This is a genomic window from Bacteroides sp. 14(A) (assembly GCF_000526555.1).
GTDB classification, from domain to species: domain Bacteria; phylum Bacteroidota; class Bacteroidia; order Bacteroidales; family Bacteroidaceae; genus Bacteroides; species Bacteroides cellulosilyticus.
This window is the reverse complement of record NZ_JAGH01000002.1, coordinates 725,834-740,339: the sequence shown is the minus strand read 5'-3', so window position 1 is coordinate 740,339 and position 14,506 is coordinate 725,834. Positions and strand designations below refer to the sequence as shown.

Annotated in this window: 13 protein-coding genes; 10 read left to right on the top strand and 3 right to left on the bottom strand. The window is 41.8% G+C overall.

Annotation, left to right across the window (positions count from 1 at the left end; translation table 11 throughout):
• Positions 1 to 9: 9 nt before the first annotated feature.
• Both K429_RS0110410 and K429_RS0110405 read left to right on the top strand, forming a co-directional pair.
• A complete protein-coding gene (locus tag K429_RS0110410) occupies positions 10 to 1,323 on the top strand; it encodes a hypothetical protein (RefSeq protein WP_026366867.1) in 1,314 nt (437 codons plus the stop codon).
• Between the two features lie 21 nt (positions 1,324 to 1,344).
• The gene (locus K429_RS0110405) at positions 1,345 to 2,427 is read left to right on the top strand and encodes a trypsin-like peptidase domain-containing protein (RefSeq protein ID WP_026366866.1); all 1,083 of its coding nucleotides are present in this window, start codon (positions 1,345 to 1,347) and stop codon (positions 2,425 to 2,427) included.
• Positions 2,428 to 2,525: 98 nt separating this feature from the next.
• On the opposite strand, the gene K429_RS0110400 is transcribed toward K429_RS0110405, so the two are convergent.
• On the bottom strand, positions 2,526 to 3,077 hold the full coding sequence (locus K429_RS0110400; protein WP_007211381.1) for a DUF3836 domain-containing protein: 552 nt from the start codon (positions 3,075 to 3,077) through the stop codon (positions 2,526 to 2,528).
• 1,087 nt (positions 3,078 to 4,164) lie between these two features.
• Here K429_RS0110400 and K429_RS0110390 point away from each other — a divergent pair.
• Complete coding sequence (locus K429_RS0110390; protein ID WP_026366865.1) at positions 4,165 to 4,875, top strand: hypothetical protein; 711 nt, start codon at positions 4,165 to 4,167, stop codon at positions 4,873 to 4,875.
• Positions 4,876 to 4,964: 89 nt separating this feature from the next.
• On the opposite strand, the gene K429_RS0110385 is transcribed toward K429_RS0110390, so the two are convergent.
• Entirely contained in the window at positions 4,965 to 5,516 is a 552-nt protein-coding gene (locus tag K429_RS0110385; protein WP_081750862.1) for a DUF3836 domain-containing protein, read from the bottom strand.
• A 261-nt stretch (positions 5,517 to 5,777) separates the two neighbouring features.
• Here K429_RS0110385 and K429_RS0110380 point away from each other — a divergent pair, with 261 nt between their 5' ends.
• Together K429_RS0110380 and K429_RS0110375 are read left to right on the top strand one after the other, a co-directional pair.
• On the top strand, positions 5,778 to 8,036 hold the full coding sequence (locus K429_RS0110380; RefSeq protein WP_026366863.1) for a sensor histidine kinase KdpD: 2,259 nt from the start codon (positions 5,778 to 5,780) through the stop codon (positions 8,034 to 8,036).
• Between the two features lie 103 nt (positions 8,037 to 8,139).
• Positions 8,140 to 9,000, top strand: coding sequence for a hypothetical protein (locus K429_RS0110375; protein WP_026366862.1), 861 nt, complete (start codon positions 8,140 to 8,142; stop codon positions 8,998 to 9,000).
• Positions 9,001 to 9,013: 13 nt separating this feature from the next.
• On the opposite strand, the gene K429_RS0110370 is transcribed toward K429_RS0110375, so the two are convergent.
• Positions 9,014 to 9,796, bottom strand: a complete 783-nt coding sequence (locus K429_RS0110370) for a DUF5694 domain-containing protein (RefSeq protein ID WP_026366861.1) — start codon at positions 9,794 to 9,796, stop codon at positions 9,014 to 9,016.
• Between the two features lie 99 nt (positions 9,797 to 9,895).
• On the opposite strand from K429_RS0110370, the gene K429_RS0110365 reads away from it, so the two are divergent.
• The 5 genes from K429_RS0110365 to K429_RS0110345 all read left to right on the top strand — a co-directional run bounded on the left by K429_RS0110365 (position 9,896) and on the right by K429_RS0110345 (position 14,490).
• Complete coding sequence (locus tag K429_RS0110365) at positions 9,896 to 10,918, top strand: YhcG family protein (protein WP_007211373.1); 1,023 nt, start codon at positions 9,896 to 9,898, stop codon at positions 10,916 to 10,918.
• A gap of 32 nt (positions 10,919 to 10,950) precedes the next feature.
• Complete coding sequence (locus K429_RS0110360; protein WP_022209984.1) at positions 10,951 to 11,658, top strand: response regulator transcription factor; 708 nt, start codon at positions 10,951 to 10,953, stop codon at positions 11,656 to 11,658.
• Positions 11,659 to 11,902: 244 nt separating this feature from the next.
• Positions 11,903 to 12,328, top strand: coding sequence for a DUF3836 domain-containing protein (locus tag K429_RS0110355; RefSeq protein ID WP_026366859.1), 426 nt, complete (start codon positions 11,903 to 11,905; stop codon positions 12,326 to 12,328).
• 476 nt (positions 12,329 to 12,804) lie between these two features.
• Positions 12,805 to 13,371, top strand: coding sequence for a hypothetical protein (locus tag K429_RS0110350; protein WP_026366858.1), 567 nt, complete (start codon positions 12,805 to 12,807; stop codon positions 13,369 to 13,371).
• 21 nt (positions 13,372 to 13,392) lie between these two features.
• The gene (locus tag K429_RS0110345) at positions 13,393 to 14,490 is read left to right on the top strand and encodes a toxin-antitoxin system YwqK family antitoxin (RefSeq protein WP_026366857.1); all 1,098 of its coding nucleotides are present in this window, start codon (positions 13,393 to 13,395) and stop codon (positions 14,488 to 14,490) included.
• Positions 14,491 to 14,506: the final 16 nt, after the last annotated feature.

Genomic DNA, 14,506 nt, shown 5'->3' with positions numbered 1-14,506 from the left:
TATTATAACATGAAACAAACACTTACATTTATTCCTCCCGTAGTGGACTCCACGCAAAGTTCCATTCATACGGAGGCTTACGAAAAGAGCGTGGACTTGTATAACCAAGGCGAGTATCTGCAAGCTTTCCACAGTTTGCTGGATTACCTGAATGCGGACTTCCGGACGAAGTATGGCAATACGGATGGTACTGAATTTCATATTCCACACGGTTCTATCCTGGTGCATATCTCTGTAAAAGACGGATTTTACCGTATCAGTGCCGACTTCCTGAACTTGCCCGAGAAAGGGCGTGTAGCCATGCTTCGACAGATTGCAGACCTGAATCTGAACAAACTGCTGTTGCCTCGCTTTGTGAAGGACAACGATAAGTTGAGAATGGAGTACACGTGTTCTCTCTCGCAGAGCCATCCCCATAAGATGTACTTCGTGTTACAGAATATCTGCCACATCGGTGATAAATATGATGACGAGTTTTGTACGAAGTTCGGTGCTACTCGGTGCTATGAGCCGCAGGTCACCTCTTATCCGCAGGAAGAGATAGACCGCATTTATGAAGGTCTGCAAATCTTGGGCCGCGAAACACTGGAAGCCGTGAAAGAGTATGATGCCGACCGGAAATATGGCTACTCCTGGAATGTACTCGATACGACTTTCTATCAGATTTCCTACTTTGCCCGTCCGCAAGGCCAGCTATTGAATGATCTCGATAAAGCGGTGGATGATATGGATGCCGAATTGCCTACTGCCGAGGTGGTGGCGAAAGGTAAGGCCTTCCTTGAAAAATTGCTTGCCATGACTAAAGAGGAACTGGCGGCTGATCTTTATTTCGTAGATACATTGGTGTCTACCAAGCGACGTTCGTCTCTGAAGAATATGCAGGAGAACTTTATGAGTGTCTATAAAGAAGCTACTGAAGCCATTCAGACGGAAAACTATGAGCGGAGTGTGGTACGTCTACTCTATATCTTCTATGAGGCTTATTTTTATAATGATGTGCAGGATGACATTAACGTAATTCTTTCGCATGCGCTTAAGAAAGCAAGCGGTAAGCCGCTGGAGGATGCATCTGAAATCCTTTATAACGCAATGGATAAAATAATGGAAGGTGATCTGGAACCGGATGAGGATGACCTGGAAGGGATATCGGCAGAAGCCATCGAGCAAATACAGGGCATGGCAGCATCTCTGCAAGAGGAAATCATGAAGGCACAGGCTGATATGCAGTCTGCCATGATGAAGGGAGATATGGCCGAATATATGCGTTTGGCGCAGGAACTTCAACAGAAGATGATGCAACAAGCACTTGGCGGACAACAATAACAGATTAAAAACAATGAATCAATGGAACAGAACAATATATATCAGTTGGTTTTTAAAGTAACCCATGCAGGTGGATCAGGCAGCTGTTTCTATCTGAAAGACTATGATCTTTTTGTGACGAACTACCATGTGGTGAAAGGCTTTCATGCAGTGGCGGTACATGATAATGACCGGAATCCTTATTTGGCTAAGGTGGTATTGGTGAATCCTTCATTGGACATAGCCCTGTTGTCCGTAGACGGTGATTTCTCGGCCCTGCCTTCCCTGAATCTGGCAGGAGATAATTCCTTGTCCATCGGTGGAAAGGTTTGTGTGGCCGGTTATCCTTACGGTATGCCTTTTACGGTGACCGAAGGCTCTGTGTCTTCGCCCAAACAACTGGTGGATGGAAAGTATTATATACAGACTGATGCGGCGGTGAATCCCGGTAATTCCGGCGGTCCTATCTTCAATGAAAAGAACGAAGTGGTAGGAGTAACGGTGAGTAAGCTGAGTAATGCCGACAATATGGGTTTCGGTATCCGTGTGGAAGCATTACGGAAGCTGCTTGAATTTGTGGAGGCTGCGGACCGTACAGCTTTTCAGGTGCAGTGCGACAGTTGTGACGAACTGATATCGGAAGAGGAAGAATTCTGCCCTTCATGTGGCGAAAAGCTGCCCGAAGGTATCTTTGAAGAGCGCGAACCGTCTTCATTGAGTACTTTCTGCGAACGTGCCATCCGTGAGATGGGAGTTAATCCGATTCTTGCTCGTGACGGTTATGACTCCTGGACATTCCATAAAGGCAGTTCCGAAGTGCGTATCTTTGTTTATGAAAATACGTATCTGTTTGCTGTTTCTCCTATCAATCTGTTGCCAAAGAAAGAGGTGGAAAGGGTACTCGACTATATCCTGAGTGAAGATTTCAGTCCTTACAAACTGGGTATTGAAGGACGCCAGATTTACATAGCATATCGTGTACATCTGTCTGACATTACGGATGCATCGGAAGATGAGATCCTTACTAATCTGGTGAATCTGGCATTGAAGGCCGATGAGATGGACAATATGATGGTAGAAGAGTTTGGTTGCGAATTCTCTGAATATTCTAAACACGAAGACTGACTTTAAGTGATAATTGCAAACGCGGCTGTCTGAAAGATTATCTTTCGGCAGCCGCGTTTTTCATTGGAAACTGTAAGAGAGAATTCTTGTTAGAGTAATTATCTGTTTGCCAGCAAAGCGCTGTTCCAATTTGTTGCATTGTGTTCTGTTACCAGATTCCAGGAGTTATCTTTCTCATTCCAGTTGTAAGCCATGTAGTTCATGCCGTTCTCGTTCATCTGGTAAACGGCTTTGGCTTTCACATTTGTGTAGTCACCGGCTTTGCTGTTCCATGCTACATATTCCACGTTTACTTCGTTGTCGGTGTAGCTGAAGTTGAGGCAATACAGCTTTTCAAATCGGCTGTTGTCCTGGTTCCATTTCAGGATTTCCTTGGCGGATACACGTCCTTTTTCATCATGTGTGTAGTTGTATTGCAAGTGGCGTTCCAGGTACTTGCCTTCTTTTACTTTATAGACTGTCTGGGTTTCTACACCGTTTTCCTGTTTTTCACTGTTGTAAGCGAAGTCTTTTACGTTGTTACCACTTACTGCGTTTACTACTGATGTCAATGCGAATACTACTGATAATACTAGAGCTTTCATAATGATTTTATTTTTTAAGTTATACATTTCGTTACTTTTGATGTTGCAAAGATAGGGCAGGGGCATGAGGATGAATGTTATCGTAATGTTATCGTTAGGTTAATAAAAAGAGTTTCTTAATCCGATGGTGGAATTCTGCAAATAAGCCTGTTTTCAAGCGGGAAGTATAGTCGTAAGATTATGCCTTTCCTTGTGGTTGAGGAGGGAGACAGCGGTGCTTTGTCACGCCTCTACTTGTTCCATTTTGTTTCTTCCTCTTGGAACAAAAGTGCCTTGCCTGTGGAACAAAAATTTCTTGGTTAAGAAATAAAAGTTTCTTAGGTAAGAAACAAAGGTTTCTCAGAGAAGAAACTCTTGTTTCACAATAAGGAGACAAATGTTCCGATAAAGTGGAGCTTACGTTTCTCCATAATAGAACAATATCTGATTAATAATGTCTTATTGAAGAAGTAGGCACTGGTCTTATTTACAGCGGCTTATCACTCTTCTTATTTATAGTATTCTCATATGCAGGTTCTATCTTGATTTCACCAATGGATACTCTATAGATATAGACTATGGAGATACCTTATTTGTAACCTGTTGGTGGAATTGATTTATTTAGGTATAGAAAAGAACAAAAGTGATTAGTGTTTAGTGATAAGTGATTAGCGCCATTCGGTATATTATTTTTTAGACGCGGATGACACGGATAACGCGGATTTAAAAGGCTGCGCTATAAAAGTGGATAAAAAAAATCCGCGTTATCCGTGTCATCCGCGTCTAAAAGATTATTTATCATTTAACTCATAACCCTACAAAAAGGAACTAATTCCGCCAATGGATTACTTGTAATAATCTTAATCTTCAGACTATTGTGAAATCAGGAACTTTGAATGATTAAGGTAGGAATTCTTTGTTTTCTTCCTTTAAAACGTCTGCTGTTTCTTTGGTAAATTGAAAATGTCCCCTTTCCTTTCTACTTTTACTGGATAATAATATCTTGATAAACATACTCTTACGGGATAAAACTCTCTCTTCATTTATCCCCCCTATTTGTTTTCCCGTTCATGGGTATCTTCCTACTTTTGTTACACCTTCCTTAGAGGCTTAACTAATATGTATTATTATATTAACTATTTGACAGAATATTAACTCTTAAACTAAAATTATTATGGCATTTTTTGTGAACCCCGGCAAAGACTGGGAGAATAGCCTGACAGAAGAAGATATTGCGAAGCTGGAAGCGCAAGGGTGTGACGTGAGCGGACTGCGTAACAGACCGCCCGTGCCGGAAGATGATGACGAAGAAGAGGAGGCTTTCGATAATCCTACTCGCTTGGATAGATTGAAACCTTATCTGCAAACACCCCGGGACATGGAAACTCCCTTCTTCAGGGCAGTGGCAGGCAATGCTCCCTGGTTGTTCAAGGATCGCTGGAAGAAGAAATATACGGAGTCTCCCGTTATATATGCAGCAGTGGTGCAGGCCAACAGTGCTTTGTGGAGACCGGGAGACAACGATTACTATCCGGCAGTGTTTGTTTTTGCCCTCGACAAGAAGCACATTCACGATGTGGAATGGTTATCGCAAATGGCAGAAAAGATCAGCGAATTGTCAGATAGTCCTACTGTGCCGGATGATTGCCGTAAACTGATTAATACGTTGCGCGATAGTCAGAGTGAGTTTTGCTTCCGTATCGGCAAAAGCGTATCCGGTGATGCCGATGCCTGGTGTGCTACTTATAAATTCGATAAGCAATCGGCTCTTCCGCGCAAAGCGCTTCCTTCGGATGGTATCGTTCCTTTCTTGTTGAAAGCCAATCCGGTAGAGAACCAGTTTGTGGATTTTAAACTGATTCCCTCCGAATTGTATATTGGGTAAATCAAAAAATGCGGCTATCGGAGGATTGCTTTTCCGGTAGCCGCATTTCTTTAGGAATTTAAAAGAGGGTGTTTATTGTTAGAGGAAAGTTACTTGTTTGCCAGCAGGGCACCGCTCCAGTGGGTAGCGTTGTGTTCTGTCACCAGATTCCAGGAGTTTTCCTTTTCATTCCAGCTATAAGCCATGTAGTTCATGCCATTTTCATTCGTCTGATAAACGGCTTTAGCTTTCACATTTGTGTAATCGCCGGCTTTGCTGTTCCATGCTACATATTCCACGTTTACTTCGTTGTCGGTGTAGCTGAAGTTAAGGCAATACTGCTTTTCAAAGCGACTGTTGTCTTGGTTCCATTTCAGAATTTCCTTGGCGGATACACGTCCTTTTTCATCATGTGTGTAGTTGTATTGCAGGTGGCGTTCCAGATACTTGCCTTCTTTTACTTTATAGACTGTCTGGGTTTCTACACCGCTTTCCTGTTTCTCACTGTTGTAAGCGAAGTCTTTTACGTTGTTACCACTTACTGCGTTTACTACTGATGTCAATGCGAATACTACTGATAATACTAGAGCTTTCATAATGATTTTATTTTTTAAGTTATATATTTCGTTACTTTTGATGTTGCAAAGATAGGGCAGGGGCATGAGGATGAATGTTATCGTAATGTTATCATTAGGTTAACGATATCTTTGCAACTCTGGAAAGCTTTCCTTGTATTTTTTTAGAGTTGTATGTATTTTTATATTCCTCTTTTAATCAGTGAGATGCTGATTTTCGTTCGTTTCTTTTCATCGTACCTTGCCATTGGCTGGAAAGAATGCATTCTCATCGCATATAAAAAGTAGTACATTACTCCGTGATCCATAGTTATTTGCTATTTTTGCAGGCGAATATAAACGGATAAGATGAAATTACGTACTGTCATCTCTCTTTCACTTGTGAGTCTGATTGCTGTTGTGTTGATACAGTTGGGTGGAATGCTTTATGCTTTCCATGCACAGATGCAGGAAGCAGAGAAGTTACTAAACAAGTGTTTTTGGATGTCTTTCACGGAGACAGTGGATAATTTGGTGAACAACCTTCCTTATCCTGATAATTCAATAGCTATCATAGCGTATGCACCCAATCCTAAATACAAGCGGATTGATGGGAATGAAAGGAATAAGCGTACTTCCCAGCAGGTGGCACAGGCTTTGCAACGGGTGTATGGAATAAAAGAAATTCCGTTAGCCACCATAGATAGCGTGTTGCACAATAAGTTGCGGAAGTTAGACATGGATGGAACGCTGACCGTGGAGCGCATTAATGTAAATACAAATGAGGTGCTGGCAAGTACCAATCCTCAGGTAAGTATCCGTAACTTTGCCGCTGTTACTTCCGAAACTGCTTTTACCTTTAAATCCCGTGGGGAGGCTGTCCGTGTCATTCTTTCTTTCCCTGCCAAGGAGATGGAGAAGAGACTCCTGTTACTGTCATTCATTACATGGCTATTGCTGGGTACGGCTGTCTATGCCTTGATTGTACAAATGAAGTCGGTGTTCCGTCAACGGCATGACTTGCAGAAACAACAACAGGACTTCTATACGTTGGCCGAAGAAATGAAACATCCCGTCAGCCGGATGAAGAACTTGATAACCACAGAAAACTGGCAAGAGATAGAGGCACAAAGCAACGTACTCTTTGAGAGAACCAATGCTACTCTGGCACATGCCAAAGCAGAAATCCGGCAAGGAAGTACAGGCAGGCCTATTTCTCTTAAAGCAATTTCTATAGTCAGCCTGGCTGGAGTATTCCTGTTGCTGGCTGTCTGGTCGGGATATTTGTATTATATTACATCTCAAAAGATACGGTATCAGGCGGAGGAGCAATTGGAAGAGGCTTTCTACCGGGAGGCAGACTTACATAGGTATCCGCTTTTCACTAAGGCTAATCCTGATTTTAATTGGGATAGTTCACCGGGAGAATTTCTCCCTTATCCGAGGCGTATGATGAATGAACTTTATAAGGTATATCTGGAGAAAGGTTATCGTTACCGGGTACAGTTGAGTGTCATACGACATCTTTACAATAAGTTTGATGAAGATTTCCGCGTAAAGATGGCTTATGATATACAGGATACGATTAGTCTGCGTAGCCGTGTGCCCATTCCGTTCTCCTTGCAGTTTGCCGACAGTGTTTTCAGGAAACAGCTTTTGGAAACAGGCTTTCCGGATAGGGCGGATATCCGTTGGATCAGGTATCCGTCCCAGGAGTTGATACTTTATACTGGTAGTCCGGCTGTTGACTTCGGGGATATTACTACCCGGTTGTTTCCGTTGGATAAGGATAGTACGAGTTGCATCTTTGCTGTGGTTCGTTCACCACAACGTACTATTATGAGTACCACATGGTATATGCAGGTGCCGCTGCTTATTGCTTTCCTTTTCGTATCTCTCTGTGTTTTCTTTCAGATACGTATGTTGCGGGCACAGCGTCGGTTGGAGCAGTTTCAGAAGGACTTTACTTACTCCATGATACATGATATGAAGTCACCGCTGCAGTCTGTCATGATGGGAGCACATATCTTGGCAAGTGGTAAGTTGGCGGATAAGCCTGAGAAGCTGGCCCGTTACAGGCAAGTAATGGGAGATGAGTGCGAACATCTGCTGACACTTTCCAATCGCGTAGTAATGCTGACAGAGATAGATCGTGGAGAATTGGAACTACATAAAGAAGAAGTTGCCTTAAGACCGTTGTTACGGGATATAGCAGAAAAGTATCAGTTGAAAGCAGCGAAGACGATTCATTTCGATATAGATTGTGAAGAAGGATGTAGTGTTTATGCGGATGCTTTCTGTCTGCGTGAGATACTTTCCAACCTGGTGGACAATGCCGTCAAGTACTCTAATGAAGAGGTTCTGATCATTCTTTCAGGTAAAAAGACAGAGGATGAAACCATTGTTAGAGTGCATGATAACGGTATTGGCATTCCTTTGAGCGAACAGCATAAGATATTCAATAAGTTCGAGAGGGTTGCTTCCGGCAGTCGTAAGACGAGTGCATCAGGTTTCGGGTTAGGATTGAATTATGTGTTGCAGGTGGTGAGTGCTCACGGTGGTATGGTGAAGGTAGAAAGTATGGAAGGGAGTTACAGTGAATTTACGCTACAATTCCCCTTGCGTTAAAAAAGCCTGCTGGCAAAGATGAAATGTGCTCAACTATTTGTTATTCAGATAGGCTTTTACTATTTTTGTATACAGAGTCCGTAAAAAACAAAGGAGGTAGATTATGACACGCAGGGTTGGCATATCTTGGCTCCCAATTCGTTGGGGATTATTTTTTCTGTTCATTTCTGGTTTGCAGTTGCTTTCTGCACAGGAAGATAGTACACGCTTCACTCTTGATAGCATGTTGATAAAGCCGAAAGCTGCATTTCAGCTTCCATCCGTCAACCTGCTTCCCGAAAAGACTGTATACCCTTTGATAAATCCTATACAGTTAGGTGATTTACCTTCTTTCTCCTTAAAAGAGGAACTCCGTATACCTTATCATATAAATCCTTCTCCGCTATTCCGGGGTGATTATAGCACAGGAGGCGTATTAAGGCAATTTCCCCATGGAGCGGTATTCGGTTCCGGAAGCCAGACCAGTGTTCCGGGCATCGGGCGTTTCAATAATGCTTCGTTAGGATATCAGCATATCTTTAACGATCGGCTATCATTGCAACTTCGTGCCAATGCCATGAAGATAAATATGTCTCACATCACCGGGCAAGCTTTCAGTACTGCGGGCAGGCTGACTTATCGTGCTTCTGACCGGGTTGCCTTCAATGTCTTCGGTTCGTATGATATCGGTAATTCTTATGGGATGAGCACTAATAGTTATGGTGCTACGATGTCTCTTGATATGTCCGAACGTTTTGGTGTGGAGGTCGGTGCCCAGCGCTATTACGATGCCATGCGTGGAGGTTGGCAGACGGCTCCCGTTGTGATACCTTATTATCGCTTCGAGAAGTTTAAGCTGGGGTTGGATGTAGGCGGAATAATGTACGAGATTCTGCGCAACGTGGTGTTTGATAAACGTGGCGGTGGTGACTTTGGTGGCGGCCCTACGATTAGGCCACCAAAGTTCTCATTTCCGATAAAATAGAAGAAGCAGATATTTACTTCAGGTAATCGTTTATATTCAGTAGTTTGTATTCGGGAGAACATTCAAACAGATAGTTCAGGATGTTCATGTGCGCTGCGCCGAAAATAACCAGTATTCGTTTACCGGCGGCATCGGGAATCCGTTGGATATTCCTGAGTATCCTTAGATTCCGGTTGAACCATCTTCCGGATTCAAAATCTGTTCCGGTATAATCGCCTTTGACGGATTCATACTTGAAATGTTTGATAAGATAGTTTCCTAAATCTTTCTTGATATGTACCGGATCATTGAGATGTATCAGTTGTGCAAGTATTCCCTGCTGCTTGAAGATGGGTTCATCTTCATAGTATAAAGCAGAGTCGGGAGAGTTCGAGAAACTTTCTTCAAAAGCCAGATATTCATTACTTTCATCATCATCCAGCAGTTTCTCTATGTGGGTAGTGTGTGCTCCCCAAGCATCTGCACAGTATATCTTGGCATTGCACATTCGGGCTATTCTGAAACCTAACTGCTGAATTTCGTTTCTGTTCAACTCATGCTTGCCGGTAAGGTATGAGTTATAGAGAGAGTCTATCTCTGACTGTTTGTATAAAGGGCATTCAATGACAATGGCATCCGGCTTGAATTGTGCCAGTTTCTTGGATATTAACTCTATCTCCCTTTGATATTGAGGAGATAGTACATCTATCTGGTCTTCTTCGGATACTTGTTGCACATCCAGATTGGGAAATTCGAAGTGGAAGACTCCCAACGTAAGGACTTCTGCCTGCTGGGCATATCCTTTTGTGAAGAACATGCTTGCGATAATCAGAATAAGAATGAATGATATCGCAATGTTATCTTCGGGTTAACGAATAATTTATTACTTTTGTGGCTGATATCATAACTGATAAAGATGGAGTTAGATAAGTCATTAAAGGTAGATTTTCTTTCAGAAATCAAAGGAATCATCCAGCAGGCACGCACTAATGCTGTACGAAGTGTAGACTTCTGTCGTGTACAGATGTATTGGACACTTGGGAAGCGTATTTTTGAAGAGGAACAAGATGGAAAGGAGCGTGCCGATTATGGAGCTTACTTACTGAAAAATCTCTCTAAGGAGCTTGTCCCGGAATTTGGCAGTGGGTTTTCTTATCGTCAATTGGCTTTCTGCCGCCAATTTTATAAAACTTATCCAATTGTGAACGCACTGCGTTCACAATTCAATTGGACTCAATATAGGCTTCTTATTCAAATAGATAATCCGGATAAGCGGGAATATTACGAACTGGAAGCGATGAACAATTGTTGGACAGCGCGTGAGTTAGAACGCCAAATCAATTCAGGCCTTTATGAACGTTTGTTATTAAGTAATGATAAGGAGGCTGTTTTGGCTGTAGCACGTAGAGAGCGTATCCCAGAGACACCTTTGGAAATCATTAAAGATCCTATGGTGTTAGAGTTTCTTGGTTTGAAAAAGGAAGCGGCATATTATGAAAAAGACCTTGAACAGGCATTGATTACCCATTTGCAGGATTTCTTGTTAGAATTAGGAAATGGTTTTTCTTTTGTGGCCCGGCAAAAGCGTCTGCTACTTGAAGATGACGAATTCTTTGCAGATTTGATTTTTTATAATCGTCTGCTGCGCTGTTTTGTTGTTATAGAGCTGAAAACCCGGAAGATAACCCATGAGGATATAGGACAGTTACAGATGTATGTGAACTATTATGATCGGGAGGAAAAACTTCCGGAAGAGAATCCTACTATCGGGATATTGCTATGTGCAGATAAAAATAATATGGTAGTTCGTTATTCGCTACCAGAAAATAACACTACCATATTGTCAAGTAAATACCAGATTTATTTACCTTCGGAGGAGCAACTTGTGAAAACGCTTAAGCAAGAATTGGAAGAGCGAAGGTTAATTGATAATTTATAGTATAGAAAGTTAATACAATTCATATCAAAGACATGGATACAATAAAGTTATTGTTAGTTGAGGACGATCCCAGCCTGCGTTACATCGTTCAGAGCGGATTGGAAGATATCATAGAGGGCTATGAAGTGTTGGCAGCCGCCAATGGTGAAGAAGGATTGGCAATGTGGAGGGAACACCGTCCCGATGTCATTCTCTCGGATATAGAAATGCCCATCATGGATGGTTATGAGATGGTGAAGCGTATCCGTGAGGTGGATAAAGAGACGCCTATAATCTTTTCTTCCGGTTTGGTTTCTCCCAAAAATGTATTGAAAGGCTATGAGTTGGGAGCCAACAATTATATCAAGAAACCTTTCATTCCCGAAGAACTGGATGCCCATATTCATGCTTTGTTGAAACTCTCCAAAGGTGAAAAGAGTAAGGACGAAAGCGAATGTTACAAGATTGGAAAGGAATATGTGCTTGATGCTACGCACGCCATATTGAAGCATTCATCCGGTGAAAACAAGACATTGACCGCCCGTGAAGCCGGACTGTTGCAAATGCTTTGTGAGAACAGAGGAGATGTAGTACGCCGCGAAGCCATTCTTGATAAGTTCTGGAATACGGAAGATGATTATTTTGCTTCCCGCAGCCTGGATGTATTCGTCACGAAACTCCGTAAGTTGATAGCTGAAGATTCATCAGTCAGCATTAAAACGGTGAAAGGTGTGGGGCTGATGCTGGAAGAAAACATATAGTTCCGGCTATTTGATTACTATATTTATTCGGGGCACTAAACTGTGTCTCGAATATTTTTTTGTCCTTACTGTTCGTTTTTATGCGGACACTTGTCCGGAAATGAACATCGCTTAAAATTAAATATTCGTTGATAATCAGTGATTTACTGTTTTGGCACGCCAATTGACTATATATTGTCGAAGGCGGTTGACAAAGACTTCCTCTCAAACATCAAGAAGTAATAACAATAAAAAAATAACGATTATGAAAACGAACTTAATTTCTAAAGCAGTGGTAATGTTGGCAGTAGTAATGGCCAGTGTAATGAACTTTTCTGCAAGTGCAAGTAATCCTACTCAGTATGTGAAGAACGAAGAGATGACCGGCGAGTTGATGACCGCAAAGACTATCTTTAAGAACGAAGATGGACATCTGTATCGCCACCTCCGTTACACCTACACTTACGATACAGAAAATCGTGTGATCAGCAAGGAAGCTTCTAAATGGGACAGCTCAAAAGAAGCTTGGGTTCCTTACTTCAAGATGGATGTTTTCTATGCCAACAATGAAGTTGAACTTAGCTATGCCCGCTGGAACTCCAAGAGCAATGCTTACGACAGCAGTATTAAAAAGACTATTTATGAAATGAATGATGATAATGTTACTTTAATGTTGGCAAGTACGAAATAAAACATCAATAATTAGGAAGTAAATGCCGGGATGATGAGATTTATATCTCATCATCCCGGTTTTGTTTTGGAATACAAGTTATGAAAGTAATTGCCTTTTTTGCAGATGAACCAGAGAAAATATCTGATTCCAGAAAAAGATGTTATCCGATTCGGGAAAGTGAATCAGATAGTAGTAATTATAAAAATATGGGGACAAGCAAGAAAGTATATGTCTGGTAGCAGGTAATGTTGCTCCTTCATTGGTTCTTTATGAAAAGCTATTGATGGAATCAGTTCCTTTATGCAAATGTCCCCTTATTTGTCTATCCTTTATATAGAGTTATCATTTGAAAAACAGCTGTTTAGTTTATGGATTATCCCCTTCATTTATCCCCCACGATTGTTTCATTATTTACAGGTTACTTTTTACTTTTGTTTTCATACGATAACCAGGAAAGATGGAACTATTATTAATCATTATAAAAAGTAATATTTATGGAAAATCAAACAAAACTCTACCCAAGCTATATGGGTGAATTCTATGCAGCAAACCCGGTGAAATTTGAAAAAAGAAAGAACAATGTTAAGCCGATGCTTTATTATGGATTGGCTGTAGTCGCTGTTATTATTGTTATTTTTCCTGGTTTTATCCCTGTAGCGGGTTGGTTGGTTCGGACGGTCGGAGTAATTGCTGTATTAATATGTCTGCTTGCAGCGTATTTGAGCAATTTCGATTATTATAATAGCGAGAGTGGAGGTAAGATAAAAGAGGTGGGTTTGAAGAAGTTCAAACGCGATGAAACCGATATAAACAGAATCCTGGAAGCGTTTCTCAGAAAAGACTTTGAGTATCTGGCAGAGTTGCCCGGAGCATACAGCGCACCGGTCCAGATTCATGTGGAAGAGGATAAATTAGGGCAGGAGATGTATTGTTTACTGACTTCTTACGATTCTGACAGCAACATTATCGGTCTGACTAATGTCTTGACCTTATCGGGAAACGATTATTTCGATCATGCGGATGTAATAAGGCAGATGCTTAAAGATGCGGAAAACGATTGATTCTTAAAATTGTAGGACATAATGAAAAAGCTGATTTTATTTATTGGGCTTTTGCTTTTTGCCTTTCTGAATGTCTGTGCGCAGAAAGAGTATCAGATAGAGCAGGTGTCAGCTATAAATATGGGAGACGGCCGCATCTTGTTCCGGGACTTGAAGACTGATAAACCCTTGGATGGTGAGCACCGTATCATAGACGGTTATCATTCTGCCTATATCCTGGCTGACTTTAAAGAAGGCCTTTACAATGGTAAGTATGAAGAGCATGAATACAACAAACTGATATGTGAGGGTGCTTATAAAGAGGGACGCAAAAACGGTGTCTTCAAGATGTACTCCGATGAGGGGAGACTGAAAGAAGAGAAGTCTTATAAAGACGGGAAATTGGACGGTGCGCACAAAACTTACTATACCACCGGTAAAGTGGAACGCGAAAGGAACTACCGTATGGGAAAACAGGATGGTAAGGAATTAAGCTATGACTTTGACGGCACATTGCGCATGGATCATACATATAAAGATGGTAAGCAGGTAGGCAAGCAATTCACTTTCATGAAAGGGACCTATGAGCTTCATGAAACCGTTTATTATAATGAGAACGGGCAGAAAGACGGAGATTATTCCTCCATATTTATCTTTGGGCTTCCTCATGTGCTGGGGCATTATAAGAATGACCAGAAAGATGGGCGATGGATTACGATTGCCGAAAGTGGTGATACATTGATGATAGAAACCTATGTCAATGGCAGGGAAGAAGGCTTGCATGTTTCGTTTGATAGGAAAACCGGTACCCGTAAGCGTGAATTCTACATGAAAAATGACCGTAAAGACGGGCTCTATCGTGAGTACGATCCTGAGAATGGTGAACTTATTTATGAAGCCACCTATCAATACGGTCGTATCAATGGAAAAGAACGTCGTCTGATAGTTACAAATCGCTATGATTACTGGGAAATATCCACCTACATAAATGGCCGGCAGAGCGGTCCGTTTGAGTCGCGTTACGTGAAGAACGATCGTATACGTGAAGTGGGTGAATGTCGGAATGGGCGGCGCATCGGGCGATGGAAACTCTATGATATCGATGGTAAGCTGGAAAAAGAGTGGGAAGAAACCAAGTAATCACTTCGCTTTTCCG